Source organism: Streptomyces sp. NPDC037054 (assembly GCF_055606745.1).
This window is the reverse complement of the sequence record NZ_JBVJSJ010000007.1, coordinates 373,251-389,665: the sequence shown is the minus strand read 5'-3', so window position 1 is coordinate 389,665 and position 16,415 is coordinate 373,251. Positions and strand designations below refer to the sequence as shown.

The window sequence follows — 16,415 nt, the reverse complement described above, 5'->3', positions numbered from 1 at the left end:
ATGAGTGACGACGCCACCACCCCCGCCGCCGACCGGATCCCGAACAAGGGCAAGCTGGCCAAGGACCTCAACGAGGTCATCCGCTACACGCTCTGGTCCGTCTTCAAGCTGAAGGACGTGCTGCCCGAGGACCGCGCCGGGTACGCCGACGAGGTCCAGGAGCTGTTCGACCAGCTCGCCGCCAAGGACGTCACCGTCCGCGGCACGTACGACGTGTCCGGGCTGCGCGCCGACGCCGACCTCATGATCTGGTGGCACGCCGAGACCAGCGACCAGCTCCAGGAGGCGTACAACCTCTTCCGCCGTACGAAGCTGGGCCGCGCCCTGGAGCCGGTGTGGTCGAACATGGCGCTGCACCGCCCCGCCGAGTTCAACCGCTCGCACATCCCCGCGTTCCTCGCCGACGAGACGCCCCGCGACTACGTGAGCGTCTACCCCTTCGTGCGCTCCTACGACTGGTACCTGCTGCCCGAGGAGGACCGCCGCCGGATGCTCGCCGACCACGGCAAGATGGCCCGCGGCTACCCGGACGTGCGCGCGAACACGGTCGCCTCGTTCTCCCTCGGCGACTACGAGTGGATCCTCGCCTTCGAGGCCGACGAGCTGTACCGCATCGTCGACCTCATGCGTCACCTGCGCGCCTCCGAGGCCCGGCTGCACGTCCGCGAGGAGGTGCCGTTCTACACCGGCCGCCGCAAGTCGGTGTCCGAGCTGGTCGCCGGGCTCGCCTGATCAGGGCGCGGCCCGCAGGGCCCCGCGCCGCTTCGCGCGGTCGTCCGGGGACGTGGGCCGCGGCTCCGGGTGCGGTGCGCACGCCGCGCGCCGCACCGGGAGCCGCCCCTGAAGCAGGTACGCCTCCAGGTGCCCGTTGACGCAGCGGTTCGGGCCGCCCGCGATGCCGTGCGTGCCGGCGTCCCGCTCGGTCACCAGCACAGAGCCCGCCAGCCTGCGGTGCATCTCCAGCGCCCCCTGGTACGGCGCGGCGGCATCCCGTTCGGCGGCCAGGATCAGCGTCGGCGGCAGCTCACCCGGCGCGGTCCGCACGTCGAGCGGCTCCTGCCGGGGCGCGGGCCAGAAGGCGCACGGCAGGTTCGTCCAGACGTTGTCCCAGGTCTCGAACGGCGCCGTGCGCGCCAGCCGGGTGTTGTCCCGGTCCCACACCCGGAAGTCGGTCGGCCAGGGCGCGTCGTTGCACTCCACGGCCGTGTAGACGGCGGTGCTGTTCTCCGCCTCGGTCGCCGCCCGCGTGGCCTCGGCGCCCCCGGTGCCCTCGCCGGGCGGCGCCGCCTGCTCGATCAGCGGCTTCGGGTCGCCCTTCAGATACGCCGACAGCGCGTGCGCGCGGTGCGGCCAGTAGTCGTCGTAGTACCCGGCCTGGAGGAACGCCCCCTGCAGCTGGCCCGGTCCGACCTTCCCGCCGGCCGGCTTCTCCGCCAGCCGGGCGCTCGCCCGCTCGTAGCTGCGCTGCACCTCGCTCGCGGTGGCGCCGAGCCCGTACACGCCGTCGTGCCGGGCGACCCACTCCCGGAAGTCCGCCCAGCGGTCCTCGAACGCGGCCGACTGCGCGAGGTTGTTGCGGTACCAGACCTGCTCCGGGTCCGGGTTCACCGCCGCGTCGAACACCATGCGCCGCACGTGCCCGGGGAACATCGTCGCGTACAGCGCCCCGAAGTACGTGCCGTACGACGCCCCCATGAACGTCAGCCGCCGCTCGCCCAGTGCGGCCCGCAGCACCTCGAGGTCGCGGGCGTTGTTGAGGGAGTGGTAGTGCCGCAGCGCCCTGCCCGCGCGCTGCGCGCAGCCCCGGGCGTACGCCTTGGCCTGCGCGACGCGCTCCCGCTTGTACGACTCCGAGGGGTGCGTAGGGGCGGGCGTCGGCCCCTTGAAGTACGTCTTGGGGTCCTTGCAGGACAGCGGAGCCGACGGGCTCACGCCGCGCGGGGCGTAGCCGACCAGGTCGTACGCCGCGGCGATGCGCTTCCACTCGGGCAGGAAGCCGATGAGCGGGAAGTACAGCCCGGACGCGCCGGGCCCGCCCGGGTTGTAAACGAGCGCGCCCTGCCGGGGCACCTGGTGCTTGCTGTTGTGCGGGTCCTTCTGCGTGGCCGGCACGCGGCTGACGGTGAGTGCGATCTGCTCGCCGTCGGGGCGCGCGTAGTCGAGCGGCACGGTCACCGTGCCGCAGCGCATGCCGCCCGGCAGGTCCCCGGCCTCGGGGCACGCGCCGAAGTGGACGCCCCGGGCCGCGGCGCGCGCGGCGGCCACCTCGGTGCCGCGCAGCTCGGCCGTACCCGCCGGCAGGCCGGGACCGGCCCCGGCCGGGGCGGCGGCGAGGCCCGTGAGCAGCAACGACCCGGCGGCCGAGTAGAGAACGGCACTCTTCATCGGGTATCCCTTTCGGCGCACGACAGCGACAAAGGGGAAGTCTCGCCCATCCCGGGAGGAAGGCGGCGTCGGCTCGCGGTTCAGCGGCGCAGGAGCACCCGTCGGGTCGCCCGGCCCAGGCGGCTGCCGGCGCGGCGCCGTCGTGGGGCCGGGCCCGCGCGGTCCAACCACCAGTCGCGCAACTCCCGGCGGGCATCGGCGTGTTCGCGGCGGTCGGTCTTCAGGACGTGTTCCGCGAAGTCCAGGGCGTCGCGCCGGTAGCCGCCGGTCATCGGGCGCTTGCGCGCGTACGCGAGGAAGGCGGGCCGGTACGCGTCGCCGAGGATGTCCGGCAGTTCCGGCGCGACCTTCGCGACGACGCCGGCCCGCTTGGCGGCGAGGGCCCGCGCCTGCACCCCGAGCCGCACCCGGTCGAACCCCTCGGGCGCGGGCGTCCCGGCGACCAGCGCGGACAGCAGCGCGGCCTGCGCGATGCCGAGACGCTGACGGGCCCCCGGCTGCTCCGGGACCGGCTCGGCCCCGCGCGGCACGCCGTTTCCCGCCCGCGCCGTTACGCGCGGCGGCGGACTCTTCCGCACCGCCTCCCGGACGGCCGCCAACTCGCCCTCCAGCTCCGCCGGTTCGGGGAAGTTCTCGTCCCGCTCCAGGAGCACGCCGGGCGGGGCGACCCGGGAGGCCAGGTCGGCCAGGATGTCGAGGACGGGCCGCGGGACGGGGTGGGCGTGGCTGTCGTGCCACACGCCGTCCCGTTCGAAGCCGCCCGCGACATGGACGTACGCGACGGCCTCCAGCGGAAGTTCGGCCAGCGCCTCGGCCGGGTCCTCGCCGCGGTTGACGTGGTTGGTGTGCAGGTTCGCCACGTCGATGAGGAGCCGTACGCCGGTGCGGTCGGCGAGTTCGTACAGGAACTGGCCCTCCGTCAGCTCCTCGCCGGGCCAGGAGAACAGGGCCGCGATGTTCTCGACGGCCAGCGGCACCGGCAGCGCGTCCTGCGCGACGCGGACGTTCTCGCACAGCACGTCGAGCGCGTCCCGGGTGCGCGGCACGGGCAGCAGGTGCCCGGCCTCCAGGCGCGGCGACGCGGTCAGCGGGCCGCCCGCCCGGACGAACGCGATGTGCTCCGTGACCAGCGGCGATCCCAGTGCCTCGACGCGCTCGGCCAGCGCCGCCAGCCGTCCGGCGTCGGGCCGGTCCGCGCCGCCGAGACCCAGTGAGACGCCGTGCGGCACGACCGTCACGCCGCGCTCGCGCAGCCGCAGCAGCGACTCGGGCAGGTGCCCGGGGCAGACGTTCTCGGCCACGACCTCGACCCAGTCGATGCCCGGCATGCGCTCCACGGCGTCCGCGATCTCCGGCCGCCATCCGATCCCCGTGCCCAGTCGCTCCATGGTCCCCTCCAACCCAAGGCCCCCCGGCCGTGCTCGCCCCGCCGTCCCCCGGACGTGACGGGGGTATGACCCCGCCGGACGGGACCGAACCCCCCGGCGAGGACGTTCAGAGCAACATTTGAGGTTCGCCGGGACGCGTCAGCGCAGCGCCGGGTGGTCGGCGACGACCGTGCAGCTGCCCGGGGCGATCTCCGTGTAGCCCGCGTCCCGCACCACGGGGAGTCCGCTCGTCGTGAGCGCTCCCCACGTCTCGGCGTCGGGGGTGCGGACGGCGAGCGGGAAGCCCGCGTCGCGCCAGGCGGCCCGCTCCTCGTCGTTCAGCTCCCACCAGGCGAGCTGGGCGCCGTGCCCGGCCTGCGCCATCGCCTTGCCCGCCGACATGCCGAGGCCGGGGCTCGTCCACAGCACCGGCGTGCCCGGGTCGGCCGGCACCGGCGGTTCCGGGTCGTCCAGCTCGGTGCCGGACACCTGGAGCCGGGCCAGGTCCTTGGGCCAGCCGTCCAGCGGCACCGGCGGGAAGACCCGCACCTCGGCGGACTTGCCGGTCACCGTGATGCCCGGCAGCGCCTCGGCCCGCCGCCACTCGGCGCCGCGCGCCCGGCGCACCACCTTGCGGATCCGGGCGTCCTGCCAGTCCCGCATCGCCCGCGCCCACTCGCCCTCGCCGGTCGAGCGCGCGTCGCTCAGCATCACGAGCACCGCGCGCGCCGCGGTCTCCAGGGCGTCGGTGCGCGCCGGGGGAGCCGCCCGCTCGATGCGGACGACCAACGGCAGCACGAACTGGGGCGCCCGGTCGCGGTCGCCGGGCTCGGGACGGAAGGGGCTGTCGCCCGCGGGCGTCGGTTCTTCGCTCACGCCCCCAAGTCTGCCAACCCGCGTCCCGCGCGCGTCACCCGGAGCAGGCCGTGCGCTGCGCCTCCTGCCACTCGCAGACCGGGCACAGCGTGATGCCCTTGTACGACTCCGGGTACTCCGTCGGCTCCCGGCACAGCACGCACTCCGCGTACGGCGGCCCATCGGCCTTGGGCGGCCGGGCCGCGTCGATCAGGCAGTAGTCGTCGCCGTCACTCATGCCTCCAGCGTAAGCCGATCGGGCCCGGTCAGCCCCGGCCCACGGCGGAGCCGATCAGTTCCGACACCTTCACGAACCGGTAGCCCTTGCGGCGCAGCTCCGGCACGATCCTGCGCACCGCCCGCTCCGTCGCGGGGGCGGCGCTGCGGGTGCAGTGCAGCACCACCACCGACCCGGGCCGCACGCCGTCCAGCACCTGCCGGGCCACCGCGTCCGCGTCCGTCGCGAAGGCGTCCCCGCCCACGACGTCCCACTGCACGGCGGTGACACCGGCCGCCGCGAGCGCCCGCCGCGCGCGGCGGTCGTAACAGCCGCCCGGGAAACGGAAGTACGGCATCGGATCCGGCACCCCGGCCCTGCGGAACGCCTCGTACGCCCGCTCCACGTCCGCCCGCATCCGGTGCGCGGCGACGGTCGGCAGGCCGTAGCAGTCGCCGGTGAACGCGTAGTGGCTGTAGGAGTGGTTGGCGACCTCGAACAGCCGGTCCCGGCCGAGGGAGCGGGCCTGGCCGGGGTACTGCTCGGCCCATCGCCCGGTCATGAAGACGGTGGCCGGCACCCGCAGCGCGCGCAGCGTCGCGATCAGCCGCGGATTGTCGAAGCGTTCGCCCGCCGCAGCCCGGGGCCCCTGGTCGGCGGTCATGTCGGCGTCGAAGGTGAGCGCGACGCTCCGGCCGCGGGTGCGGGGGCCGCTCTCGAAGACGGGGGTCAGGCCCGCCGGTCCGGGCGCGAGCGTCGGAGGGCCGGCGGGCCCGGCGGGCGAGGTGGAGGGCGGGCCGCTCGACGCCCGGCGGGCGGGCCCGGGGTCCCGCGGGTCCTCGGCGGTGCCGCAGGCGGCGAGGGCGGCGGCCAGGACGCAGACGGCGGTGACGCGACGTACCGATGTGATCACCGTATGAAGGTATGTGCGGTGATCGTGTGGATTGCCGGAAATGTGTAGGGGTGTGGGTGAGCCTCACCCGGCCGGGCGTCCCCGTCAGATGTCGCGGCGCTTCAGCGGCCGGGTCGCCGGGCCCTGGATCACCTTGCCGTCCGTGTCGAAGCGGGAGCCGTGGCAGGGGCACTCCCAGGCGCGCTCGGCGGCGTTGAACGCGACCAGGCAGCCCATGTGCGTGCAGCGGGAGGAGACGGCGTGCAGGGCGCCGTCGTCGTCGCGGTAGACCGCGAGCCGGTCGCCGTCGACGCGGACCAGGGCGCCCTCGCCCGGCGGCAGCGCCTCCACCGGCGGCGGTGGCTTCAGCCGGTCGCCCACGAAGTGGCCCGCGACCTGCGCCTGGTGCTTCAGGAACGCCGGGGCCTCCCGCACGGTCGAGCGCAGCCGGCGCGGGTCGTACAACTCGCTCCACGCGCACGGCTGCCCGGTGATCTGCGCGGTCAGCAGCCGGCCCGCCATCACGCCGCCGCTCATGCCCCAGCCGCCGAAACCGGTCGCCACGTACGCGTGCCGGGCACGCGGGTGCAGCGGGCCGACGAGCGGCACGGTGTCGGTGGAGTCGTTGTCCTGCGTGGCCCAGGCGTCGGTCGGCTCCAGACCGGGGAAGTGCTCCGTCGCCCAGGCGGACAGCCGGTCGAATCGCTCCCGGGTGTCGCCCGTGCCCGGCGTGAAGTGCTCCCCGGTCACCACGAGCAGCCGCCGGCCGTCGTCCAGCGGGGCCGTGCGCACCGAGCGGGTGTTCTCGTCGGGCGTGATGAACATGCCGCCCGGGTCCCGGTCCGCCCCGATCGTGCCCGCGACCACCAGCTCCCGGCGCGGGGAGAGCCGCGTGAACAGCAGGGCCCGGTCGAAGATCGGGTAGTGGGTGGCGACCACGACGTCCCGCGCGGTGACCGTCGCGCCGGTGTCCGTCGACAGCCGGCAGGGCTCGCCCTCGTCCAGCGACAGCACGGTGGTCTCCTCGAACACCCGCCCGCCGCGCGCCACCAGGTCGTCGGTGAGGGCGTACAGGTACTTCAGCGGGTGGAACTGCGCCTGCCCCGTGACCCGCACCGCGCCGGCGACCGGGAACGGCAGCCCCGTCTCCGTCACGAAGGACGCGGGCAGTCCGGCCTCCCGGGCGGCCTCCGCCTCGGCCCGCACCTCGTCGACGCGGCCCGGCTCGCAGACGTACGTGAAGGAGTCCCGGCGCTCCCACTCGCAGTCGACGCCCAGCTCCTCGGCGATCTCCGCGATGCGCTCGACCGCCTCGGACTGCGAACGGGCGTACAGCCGCGCGCCCTCGGCGCCGCGCGTACGGCGCAGCCTGTCGTAGATCAGGGAGTGCAGGGCGGTCACCTTGGCGGTGGTGTGGCCCGTGACGCCGGCCGCGACCCGGCGCGCCTCCAGCACCGCCACGCTCCGCCCGGCCCGCGTCAGCTCCCACGCCGTGCTCAGCCCGGCCACTCCGGCGCCGATCACGGCCACGTCGACGTCGAGGTCCTCGGTGAGCGCGGGACGCGGCCCGCCGGTTGCCGTCCGCAGCCAGTACGAGCCGCTGACCTGGTCTTTGTCGCTCATGGCCGCCGGGTACCCCGTCCCGGCGGTTTCAGTTCCGGGGCGGCCCGGGGAGCCGCGCGGACTCCCCGGGCGCGGCGGCTACCGGCGCCAGGGGCCGGTCACGGCGAACGTCGTGCCGGGGGTGTAGCAGTTGACGTACATCGTCTCGCCGTCGGGCGAGAAGGTGACGCCGGCGAACTCGCCCCACTCCGGTTCCTCGGGGGTGCCGATGTTCTGCCGGCCGCGGGCCATCTCGTAGACCTCGCCCCGCCGGGTGACGCCGTAGACGTGCTGGGCGCCGTTGCCGTCCTCGCACACCATGAGGCCGCCGCTCGGGGCGAGGCAGATGTTGTCCGGCGACTCGCCGGGCAGCTGCACGTCCGTGTCCGGGCCGAAGACGATCACCAGCGTGAGGCGGCGGCGGTCCGGGTCGTACCGCCAGATCTGGCCGTAGTGGTCCCCGGCCGAGCCCTCGGCGCTGCGCGCGAACGACGACACGAAGTACACGCACCGCCCGCCCCAGTAGCAGCCCTCCAGCTTCTGCGCGTGCGTGATGCCCTTCGGGCCGAAGTCCTGGAGCCGGATGGGCGTTTCGGCGGCCAGCGGGTCCGGCACGTCCACCCACTGCACGCCGTCGAACGAGGCGCCCGTCTCCTGGACCGACGACAGGTCGGGCAGGCCCGGCACCCGCATCGCCTGGAGCCGGCCGCCCGCGCGCAGCGAGCCGAGCCCGCCGAGCGGCTTCTCGGGCAGGAAGCGGTAGAACAGGCCGAACGGCCGCTGGAAGGCGTCCTCCGTCTCGTAGACCACCCCCTTCTTGGGGTCGACGGCGATCGCCTCGTGCTGGAAGCGGCCCATCGCGGTGAGCGGCACGGCCCCGGTGCGGTGGGGGTCGGCGGGGTCGACCTCGAAGATGAAGCCGTGGTCCTTGGCGTAGCCGGCGGTGCCCGCCTTGTCCTCGGTCTCCTCGCAGGTCAGCCAGGTGCCCCACGGGGTGGGCCCGCCCGCGCAGTTGACCGCCGTACCGGCGATGGCGACCCGCTCGGAGACCACGTCGCCGCGGGAGTCCAGGGTCAGCGCCGTGCAGCCGCCCTTGGCCGCCGGGTCGTAGGTGAGGCCCTCGACGGTGGGGACGCCGAGCTTCGCGGTGGCGCGGTTCTCGTGGTTGCGGACCAGGTGCACGCGGCCCTGTCTGCCGGCGAAGGCCTGCATGCCGTCGTGGTTGGAGGGGACCGGGCCCTCACCGGAACGCAGCGGCTCGCCCTCGCGGGACAGGACCCGGTAGCGGAAGCCCTCCGGCAGATCGAGCAGGCCCTTCGGGTCGGGGACGAGCGGACCGTACCCGGTGTGACCGAGGTTCTGCGCGGCGGCGGTGCCGGTGAACAGCTCGGACAGGGCCCCGGAGAACGCGATGCCCGCTCCCAGGGCACCGGTGCGGGCGAGCACCTGACGACGGGTCGCGGAACGGTCGTTTTCGGACATGGCGGAACCTTCCTGCTGGCGGACAGGAACATGACCCGCTGTGTCTATCACCTGCGACTGTCGGCGGGAACCACGCGAGAAACACGTGTCACTGCTCGACGCGCCGCTCCCCGGCGTGTTCGGGCGCAGGCTGCTGGGCCCGCTCCAGGAAGCGCAGCAGTTCCACCGGGAACGGCAGCACCAGCGTGGAGTTCTTCTCCGCCGCGACCGCCACGATCGTCTGCAGCAACCGGAGTTGGAGCGCGGAAGGGGTGTCGGCCATCTGCTGGGCCGCCTCGGCGAGCTTCTTCGACGCCTGCAACTCGGCGTCCGCGTTGATGATCCGGGCCCGCCGCTCGCGGTCCGCCTCGGCCTGCCGGGCCATCGAGCGCTTCATCGTGTCCGGCAGCGACACGTCCTTGATCTCTACGCGGTCGATCTGCACGCCCCAGCCCACCGCCGGGCTGTCGATCATCAACTCCAGGCCCTGGTTGAGCTTCTCGCGGTTCGACAGCAGGTCGTCCAGGTCGCTCTTGCCGATGATGGACCGCAGCGACGTCTGCGCCATCTGCGAGACCGCGAAGCGGTAGTCCTCGACGTTCACGATCGCCGCCGGCGCGTCCACGACCTTGAAGTACACGACCGCGTCCACGCGCACCGTGACGTTGTCCCGGGTGATGCCCTCCTGGGCCGGCACCGGCATCGTGACGATCTGCAGGTTGACCTTGCGCAGCCGGTCCACGCCGGGCACGACCAGGGTGAACCCCGGCGGGCGCACGTCGCCGTGCAGGCGTCCGAGCCGGAAGACCACCCCGCGCTCGTACTGCTTGACGATCCGGGCCGCCGCCGCGACGTACGCCAGGCCGGCGGCACCGGTCGCGGCGAGCGCCGCCAGCACTTCCTCGAGCATGACGGCCTCCTTGCCGAGAGGTCCGCTGGGCGGCGCGCCCGGGGCACGGGTGCGCCTGATGTCACGATATGCCCGATGCCCGGCCCGGGGCCATGCTCCTGCCCCGGACCGGACGGGACGGTCGGCCTACCCGGTGGACCCGGAGGTCAGCCGCACCGGGTCGGTGCCGGCCGCGCTGTGCCGCTCGGCCCAGCTCTCCAGCGCCGTACGGCAGGCGTGGTCGAGGTGGTGCAGTCCGGACAGGTCCAGCTCGATGGGCCGGTCCTGCGGGAGCGCCTCCAGGCTGTCGAGTATCTTCGGCAGCCGCAGGAAGGTCGCGTTGCCCGACAGGTACACCTGGATCGGTCCCGCACCCTTGTCTATGACCTCCGTCTTCAGGTGCGAGGCCTCCCAGGCGGTCTTGACCACGGACAGCGCCAGGCCGATGAGGACGCCCTCGAACATGTTCACCGTGACGATCGACACGGCCGTGACCACCAGGATCAGGGCCTCACCGCGGTGTCCCCGCCACAGCGCCACCAGGCCCCGGAACGGGATCAGCTTCCAGCCCGCGTGGACCAGGATGCCGGCCAGCGCGGGCAGCGGGATCAGCGCCAGCGCTCCCGGCAGCAGCGCCGCGAACAGCAGCAGCCACACGCCGTGCAGCACGCGGGACGCCTTGGTCCTCGCGCCCGCCTGGACGTTCGCGGAGCTGCGCACGATGACCGCGGTCATGGGCAGCGCGCCCAGCAGCCCGCACACCGTGTTCCCGGCGCCCTGGGCCATCAGCTCCTTGTCGTACCGGGTGCGCGGACCGTCGTGCAGCCGGTCCACCGCGGCGGCGCTGAACAGGCTCTCGGCCGAGGCGATCAGGGTGAACGCCAGGACCGTGCCGAGCACGCCCACCCCGGCCAGTTCGCCGAAGGCCGACACGCCGGGCACCTGGACGGAGTCCAGCAGGCCCTGCACCTCCACGGTCGCGACCGGCAGCCCGAACGCGAGCGTGGCCAGCGTGGCGAGGACGACGGCGGCCAGGGCGCCCGGCACCGTCCGCGCCCGCTCCGGCAGCCGCTTCCACAGCACCATCACGGCGACGGTGCCCGCGCCGACGGCGAGCGAGGCGAGCGCCTCGGTGCTGCCTACGGCGTCGGCGGCGGCTCCCGGCAGTCCGAGGAGCTTGTCGACGCCGGACGCGGGCGCCTTCAGGCCGGCCGCCGCGTACAGCTGGCCCGCGATGATGACGAGGCCGATTCCGGCCAGCATGCCCTCGACGACCGACAGGGATATCGCCCGGAACCAGCGCCCCATCCGCAGGGCGCCCATGCCGAGCTGGAGCAGCCCGCAGGCCAGGACGATCACGCCCAGCACCGGCAGCCCGTACGCGGACACGGCCTCGAAGACCAGCACGGTCATGCCGGCCGCCGGGCCGGACACCTGAAGGCTGCTGCCCGGCAGCATGCCGGCGACGATGCCGCCCACGATGCCGGTGACCAGGCCCAGTTCGGCCGGGACACCGGAGGCGACGGCGACGCCCACGCACAGCGGCAGGGCGACCAGGAACACGACGAGCGAGGCGGCGAAGTCCTGCCGCAGGTGGGGGAACCGGCTCATCGGGTCCCTCACAGCGCCTCGAACGCGTCGGTGTCCGCGCGGTGTTCGCGCACGGCACCGGTGTGCACCTCGTAGTACCAGCCGCGCAGTCTCAGCCGGCCGTCCGCCAGGCGCTTCTCCACGCAGGGGTAGGAGCGCAGCCGGAGCAGCTGGGCCAGGACGTGGTGCTGCACGGCGTCGGCGACCGCAGGGTCGGCCGCGTCGACGCCGCTCGGGCGGCCGGCGGCGTGCGCCAGCCAGTCGCGCACGGCGGGCACGGCTTCCAGGTCGTCGCCGCGCACCAGTGCGCCGACGGCACCGCAGTGGGAGTGGCCGCACACCACGACGTCCGTCACGCCGAGGACCTCCACGGCGTACTCGATGGTGGCCGCCTCGCCGGTGGGGCGCTCGGAGGCGTACGGCGGGACGATGTTGCCCGCGGTGCGCAGCTCGAAGAGCTCGCCGGGGCGGGCGCCCGTGATCAGGGCGGGGACGACCCGCGAGTCGGAGCAGGTGATGAACAGGACGTCGGGGGACTGGCCCTCGGCGAGTTTGGCGAACTCCTCAGGGCGCTGTCCGAACGTACGGGCGTTGTCGATGAGGGGTTGCATCTGTGGGTGATTCCTCCTGGCGCGCGTTCAAGCGCGTCGGTGTGAATTCCGGACTGATTCATGGCCTCGACCTGACGCGCTGTCAACGCGAATGGGGAGGTCGAGTGAAGGCGTGAACAGGGACGACCTGTGGGCCGTCCGGCGGTTCCCGCCTCACGTGCATGTTTTAGTGCGTGCCAATGAATGGTCAACGGGGGGTCAAGAAACACGTTAACCCTGCAAAGACCTTTGCAGGGTTAACTCAACGTTTCGTATCGAAGAGAGCGTGAAAAGCGCGGCCTGTTTGGCGTGAAGTCGCTCTTGATGGTCGGGTAATCGGCCGCGTAAAGGAGTTTTAGTCCTGGTGTTCGACGAGCGGCTTCGCGTCGCGGGCCAGGGCGGTGAGGCGGGAGATCGCGCGGAAGTACTTCTTGCGGTAGCCGCCCTTCAGCATCTCCTCGCTGAACAGCCGGTCGAACGGCAGGCCCGAGGCCAGCACCGGCACCTCGCGGTCGTAGAGCCGGTCCGCGAGGACGACCAGCCGCAGCGCCGTCGACTGGTCCGGGACGGGCCGCACGTCCGTGAGGCACACCGCCCGCACGCCGTCGGTCAGCGCGCCGTACCGGCTCGGGTGGACGCGGGCCAGGTGCTCCAGCAGCTCGGGGAAGTCGTCGAGCGAGGCGCCCTCGGTGGCGTGCGCCGCCTGCTTCACCTGGTCGGCGGAGTACGGCGCGGGCGCCTCGGGCAGGCCCCGGTGGCGGTAGTCCTCGCCGTCGATGCGCAGCGCGCGGAAGTGGGCGGACAGGCCCTGGATCTCGCGCAGGAAGTCGGCCGCCGCGAAGCGGCCCTCGCCGAGCTTGCCCGGCAGCGTGTTGGAGGTGGCGGCGAGCGCCACGCCCGCGTCCACGAGCTTGCCGAGCAGCGTGGAGACGAGCACCGTGTCGCCCGGGTCGTCGAGCTCGAACTCGTCGATGCACAGCAGGCGGTGACCCGACAGCGTCTTCACGGTCTGCTGGAAGCCCAGGGCGCCGACCAGGTTCGTCAGCTCCACGAAGGTGCCGAAGGCCTTCAGCGCGGGCTCGGCCGGGGTGGCGTGCCACAGGGAGGCCAGCAGGTGGGTCTTGCCGACGCCGTAGCCGCCGTCCAGGTAGACGCCGCGCGGGCCCGCGGGGGTCTTGGGCGCCCTGGCCCTGCCGAGGCCGAAGAAGCCCCGGCGGCCGGCGCCGGAGGCGTGCGCCCCGCCGAGCCCGGCCGCGAACTCCTCCAGCACCCGGACGGCCTCGGACTGGCTCGGCTGGTCCGGGTCCGGGATGTACGTGTCGAACCGGACGCCGTCGAAGCGCGGCGGCGGCACCATCTCGGCGACGAGCCGGTCCGCGGGGACGTGCGGCTCGCGGGCGCACAGGGACAGCGGAGCCACGTCGGCCGGCGGGCGGAGGTCTGGGGCGGGGGAGGACGACACGATTCCCCATCGTAGTCGCCGTGCCAGACTGCACGAATGCGACGCCTGTTCCCTGTGACCGACCAGACAGCGGCCCCCGCCCCGGGCGAGGCGGCCGGAGACCGCGTCACCGGCGCCGCCGACGAGCGCGAATGGAGCCTCGCCGAGCTGGCCGCCGCCTACGCCTACCCCGAGCCCGAGCCGGGCGGCCGGCAGTCCTGGCTGCGCGCCAACATGGTCTCCACGCTCGACGGCGCGGCCCAGCACGACGGCCGCTCGCAGCCCATCTCCAACGCGACCGACATGCGGATCTTCGGCACGCTGCGGGCGCTCGCGGACGTCGTGGTCGTCGGCGCCCAGACCGTACGGCAGGAGGGCTACCGCCCCGCACGCGCGCGTGCCGAGTTCGCGGCCCTGCGGAAGGCGGCCGGACAGGGGCCCGCGCCCGCGATCGCGGTGGTCACCGCCGGTCTCGAGCTGGACTTCGGTCTGCCGCTGTTCACCTCGCCGCTCGTGCCCACGCTCGTCCTGACCGGCGCCGCCGCGGCCCCGGACCGGATCGCCGCCGCCGAGAGGGCCGGCGCCAAGGTGGTGATCTGCGGCGACGGCGTCGGCGTGGACCCGGTGCGCGTCGTCGGGGCCCTCGCCGAGCTGGGCCACACCCGGCTGCTGACCGAGGGCGGGCCCCGGCTGCTGGGCCAGCTGGTCGCCTCCGGGGTGCTCGACGAGCTGTGCCTGACCGTCTCGCCGATGCTCACCGCGGGCGGGGCGCAGCGGATCGCGGGAGGGCCGTCCGTGACGATTCCGGAGCGCTACGCGCTGGTCTCGCTGCTGGAGGAGGACGGGTTCCTCTACAGCCGCTACCGCCGGGCCTGAGCGCGCCTCGTGCCCGTCGTGTAGTGGGTCTGTGACGGACTGGTACCGAAATCCGCGGGTACAAGTGGTTGGCCGGATGCGAGTTCGAGCGGTACCACCCGTCCGCAAAACTGCGGAATCTACCGTTCCGCTTGGCGTCCGGCGGGCACACTTAGTCCGGCAAGACCCGTGCGATCACGGGGCAGGATGGTTTCCGCAGGGCCTGTCTCGGCCTACGGAGGATTGAGGGCCCGGAGCCCTCGAAGGAGAAGGGGCGCCTGGTGTTCACAAGCGTTTTGATGATCGAGAAGGCCCTGACGTCCGCCGACGTGGAGTTCGTCACCACGCTGCACGGGGACGAGCCCGTCTCCTTCCACGTGCTGCTCCAGCCGCGCGGCGAACAGGCCGACCGGCTGCTGAGGGCCATCGACGACGTCGCGCTCGGCGAACTCGACGAGGCCGTCCGCGAGGGCGAGACGCCCGAGGGCGAGGAGGCGCTGAGCACGGGCCGCCGGGCCCTGGAGGTGTCGCTCGCCGCCCTCAGAGCGTCCGGCAGCGCCGCCGAGGGGCGGCTGGTCGACGACCACCCCCTCGACGCCCTGAAGACCATGGTCGAGGAGGCCGGCGCCGACGAGGTGATCGTGCTGACCGACCCGCACTACGTGGAGGAGTTCTTCCACCGGGACTGGGCGTCCCGGGCCCGGCACAAGGTGGGCGTCCCGGTGCTGAAACTGTTCTCGCACAGCAAGGCATAGGCTTGGGCGGCGCCCTCGCGCGGGTCCTCCCGGGCGGCGGCGCCGTACCACCGCAGCACACCGATCACGTACCACCCGACGCACCACTGGGGAGAAACGCGCATGGCACCCGGCCTTCCTACCGCCATGGACCGCCCGCACTTCATCGGCATCGGCGGCGCCGGAATGTCGGGCATCGCGAAGATCCTCGCGCAGCGCGGTGCCGAGGTGGTCGGCAGCGACGCCAAGGACTCCGCGACCGCCGAGGCGCTGCGCGCCCTGGGCGCGACCGTGCACATCGGGCACGCCGCGGAGCACCTGGCGTCCGACGCCACCTGCGTCGTCGTCTCCTCCGCGATCCGCGCGGACAACCCCGAGCTGGCGCGCGCCGCCGAGCTCGGCATCCCGGTGGTCCACCGCTCGGACGCCCTGGCCCGCCTGATGGACGGCCTGCGCCCCATCGCGGTCGCCGGCACGCACGGCAAGACCACCACCACGTCGATGCTCGCGGTCTCCCTCTCCGAGCTGGGCCTCAACCCGTCGTACGCCATCGGCGGCGACCTGGACGCGCCCGGCTCCAACGCGCTGCACGGCGACGGCGACATCTTCGTCGCCGAGGCCGACGAGTCCGACCGCAGCTTCCACAAGTACGCCCCCGAGGTCGCGATCGTCCTCAACGTCGAACTCGACCACCACGCCAACTACGCGTCGATGGAGGAGATCTACGAGTCCTTCGAGATGTTCGCCGGGAAGATCGTGCCCGGCGGCACGCTGGTGATCACCGCCGACCACGAGGGCGCGCGCGAGCTGACCCGCCGCCTCGCGGGCACGGTGCGGACCGTGACGTACGGCGAGTCGGCCGACGCCGACGTCCGCGTCCTGTCCGTCGTCCCGCAGGGCCTCAAGAGCGAGGTGACCGTCCTCCTCGACGGCCACGAGCTCACCTTCACGGTCTCCGTCCCCGGGCGCCACTACGCGCACAACGCCGTCGCCGCGCTCGCCGCCGGCGCAGCCCTCGGCATCCCCGCCGCCGAACTCGCCCCCGCCCTCGCCGCGTACACCGGCGTCAAGCGCCGCCTGCAGCTGAAGGGCGAGGCCGCCGGCGTCCAGGTCGTCGACTCCTACGCGCACCACCCCACCGAGATGACCGCCGACCTGGAGGCCATGCGCGCGGCGGCCGGCGACGCGCGCATCCTCGTCGTCTTCCAGCCGCACCTGTTCTCCCGCACCCAGGAACTCGGCAAGGAGATGGGCCAGGCCCTCGCCCTCGCCGACGCCTCCGTGGTCCTCGACATCTACCCGGCCCGCGAGGACCCGATCCCCGGCGTCACCAGCGACCTGATCATCGAGGCGGCCCGGGCCGCCGGCGCCGACGTGACCCCCGTGCACGACAAGGCCGAGGTCCCCGGCGTGATCGCGGGAATGGCCAAGCCCGGTGACCTCGTTATCACCATGGGCGCGGGAGACGTCACGGACCTGGGCCCGGTCGTCCTGGACCGCCTGACGAAGTGACGAAGTGACGAAACCGAGCGGAACG

At 73.6% G+C, this 16,415-nt stretch carries 15 protein-coding genes; 4 read left to right on the top strand and 11 right to left on the bottom strand.

Features of this window, described 5'->3' with window-relative positions; all coding sequences use genetic code 11:
* A complete protein-coding gene (hemQ, locus tag ACZ7D7_RS19630; protein WP_470825735.1) occupies positions 1-732 on the top strand; it encodes a hydrogen peroxide-dependent heme synthase in 732 nt (243 codons plus the stop codon).
* Here hemQ and ACZ7D7_RS19625 read toward each other — a convergent pair whose 3' ends face one another.
* From ACZ7D7_RS19625 to zapE, 11 genes are all read right to left on the bottom strand, one after another.
* Positions 733-2,385 carry an alpha/beta hydrolase gene (locus ACZ7D7_RS19625; RefSeq protein ID WP_470825734.1) on the bottom strand — a complete coding sequence of 551 codons (1,653 nt, stop codon included), beginning with the start codon at positions 2,383-2,385 and terminating at the stop codon, positions 733-735.
* A gap of 80 nt (positions 2,386-2,465) precedes the next feature.
* Positions 2,466-3,773, bottom strand: a complete 1,308-nt coding sequence (locus tag ACZ7D7_RS19620; protein ID WP_470825733.1) for an MbnB/TglH/ChrH family RiPP precursor modification enzyme — start codon at positions 3,771-3,773, stop codon at positions 2,466-2,468.
* 138 nt (positions 3,774-3,911) lie between these two features.
* A complete protein-coding gene (locus ACZ7D7_RS19615) occupies positions 3,912-4,628 on the bottom strand; it encodes an aminoacyl-tRNA hydrolase (RefSeq protein ID WP_470825732.1) in 717 nt (238 codons plus the stop codon).
* Positions 4,629-4,662: 34 nt separating this feature from the next.
* The gene (locus ACZ7D7_RS19610; protein WP_470825731.1) at positions 4,663-4,845 is read right to left on the bottom strand and encodes a hypothetical protein; all 183 of its coding nucleotides are present in this window, start codon (positions 4,843-4,845) and stop codon (positions 4,663-4,665) included.
* 28 nt (positions 4,846-4,873) lie between these two features.
* Complete coding sequence (locus ACZ7D7_RS19605; RefSeq protein ID WP_470825730.1) at positions 4,874-5,737, bottom strand: polysaccharide deacetylase family protein; 864 nt, start codon at positions 5,735-5,737, stop codon at positions 4,874-4,876.
* A gap of 84 nt (positions 5,738-5,821) precedes the next feature.
* Positions 5,822-7,339 (bottom strand): FAD-dependent oxidoreductase, encoded by a 1,518-nt coding sequence (locus tag ACZ7D7_RS19600; protein WP_470825729.1) that lies wholly within the window; start codon positions 7,337-7,339, stop codon positions 5,822-5,824.
* Between the two features lie 78 nt (positions 7,340-7,417).
* Positions 7,418-8,800, bottom strand: coding sequence for a PhoX family protein (locus ACZ7D7_RS19595; protein ID WP_470825728.1), 1,383 nt, complete (start codon positions 8,798-8,800; stop codon positions 7,418-7,420).
* Positions 8,801-8,888: 88 nt separating this feature from the next.
* Entirely contained in the window at positions 8,889-9,689 is an 801-nt protein-coding gene (locus tag ACZ7D7_RS19590; protein WP_470825727.1) for a slipin family protein, read from the bottom strand.
* A gap of 126 nt (positions 9,690-9,815) precedes the next feature.
* Positions 9,816-11,279: a SulP family inorganic anion transporter gene (locus ACZ7D7_RS19585; RefSeq protein ID WP_470825726.1), complete on the bottom strand. Its 1,464-nt coding sequence runs from the start codon at positions 11,277-11,279 to the stop codon at positions 9,816-9,818.
* An 8-nt stretch (positions 11,280-11,287) separates the two neighbouring features.
* Complete coding sequence (locus ACZ7D7_RS19580) at positions 11,288-11,869, bottom strand: carbonic anhydrase (RefSeq protein WP_470825725.1); 582 nt, start codon at positions 11,867-11,869, stop codon at positions 11,288-11,290.
* Between the two features lie 334 nt (positions 11,870-12,203).
* Positions 12,204-13,313, bottom strand: a complete 1,110-nt coding sequence (gene zapE, locus ACZ7D7_RS19575; RefSeq protein WP_470825855.1) for a cell division protein ZapE — start codon at positions 13,311-13,313, stop codon at positions 12,204-12,206.
* Between the two features lie 33 nt (positions 13,314-13,346).
* On the opposite strand from zapE, the gene ACZ7D7_RS19570 reads away from it, so the two are divergent.
* The 3 genes from ACZ7D7_RS19570 to murC all read left to right on the top strand — a co-directional run bounded on the left by ACZ7D7_RS19570 (position 13,347) and on the right by murC (position 16,390).
* Entirely contained in the window at positions 13,347-14,165 is an 819-nt protein-coding gene (locus ACZ7D7_RS19570; RefSeq protein ID WP_470825724.1) for a pyrimidine reductase family protein, read from the top strand.
* A 260-nt stretch (positions 14,166-14,425) separates the two neighbouring features.
* On the top strand, positions 14,426-14,899 hold the full coding sequence (locus ACZ7D7_RS19565) for a beta/alpha barrel domain-containing protein (RefSeq protein WP_470825723.1): 474 nt from the start codon (positions 14,426-14,428) through the stop codon (positions 14,897-14,899).
* A gap of 102 nt (positions 14,900-15,001) precedes the next feature.
* Complete coding sequence (murC, locus tag ACZ7D7_RS19560; RefSeq protein WP_470825722.1) at positions 15,002-16,390, top strand: UDP-N-acetylmuramate--L-alanine ligase; 1,389 nt, start codon at positions 15,002-15,004, stop codon at positions 16,388-16,390.
* Positions 16,391-16,415 lie beyond the last annotated feature (25 nt).

What these genes read in the sequence shown, in the direction of transcription:
- hemQ (WP_470825735.1), top strand. Translation starts at nt 1, where the DNA reads ATGAGTGACGACGCCACCACCCCCGCCGCCGACCGGATCCCGAACAAG.
- ACZ7D7_RS19625 (WP_470825734.1), bottom strand. Translation starts at nt 2,385, where the DNA reads ATGAAGAGTGCCGTTCTCTACTCGGCCGCCGGGTCGTTGCTGCTCACG.
- ACZ7D7_RS19620 (WP_470825733.1), bottom strand. Translation starts at nt 3,773, where the DNA reads ATGGAGCGACTGGGCACGGGGATCGGATGGCGGCCGGAGATCGCGGAC.
- ACZ7D7_RS19610 (WP_470825731.1), bottom strand. Translation starts at nt 4,845, where the DNA reads ATGAGTGACGGCGACGACTACTGCCTGATCGACGCGGCCCGGCCGCCC.
- ACZ7D7_RS19600 (WP_470825729.1), bottom strand. Translation starts at nt 7,339, where the DNA reads ATGAGCGACAAAGACCAGGTCAGCGGCTCGTACTGGCTGCGGACGGCA.
- ACZ7D7_RS19595 (WP_470825728.1), bottom strand. Translation starts at nt 8,800, where the DNA reads ATGTCCGAAAACGACCGTTCCGCGACCCGTCGTCAGGTGCTCGCCCGC.
- ACZ7D7_RS19590 (WP_470825727.1), bottom strand. Translation starts at nt 9,689, where the DNA reads ATGCTCGAGGAAGTGCTGGCGGCGCTCGCCGCGACCGGTGCCGCCGGC.
- ACZ7D7_RS19585 (WP_470825726.1), bottom strand. Translation starts at nt 11,279, where the DNA reads ATGAGCCGGTTCCCCCACCTGCGGCAGGACTTCGCCGCCTCGCTCGTC.
- ACZ7D7_RS19580 (WP_470825725.1), bottom strand. Translation starts at nt 11,869, where the DNA reads ATGCAACCCCTCATCGACAACGCCCGTACGTTCGGACAGCGCCCTGAG.
- ACZ7D7_RS19570 (WP_470825724.1), top strand. Translation starts at nt 13,347, where the DNA reads ATGCGACGCCTGTTCCCTGTGACCGACCAGACAGCGGCCCCCGCCCCG.
- murC (WP_470825722.1), top strand. Translation starts at nt 15,002, where the DNA reads ATGGCACCCGGCCTTCCTACCGCCATGGACCGCCCGCACTTCATCGGC.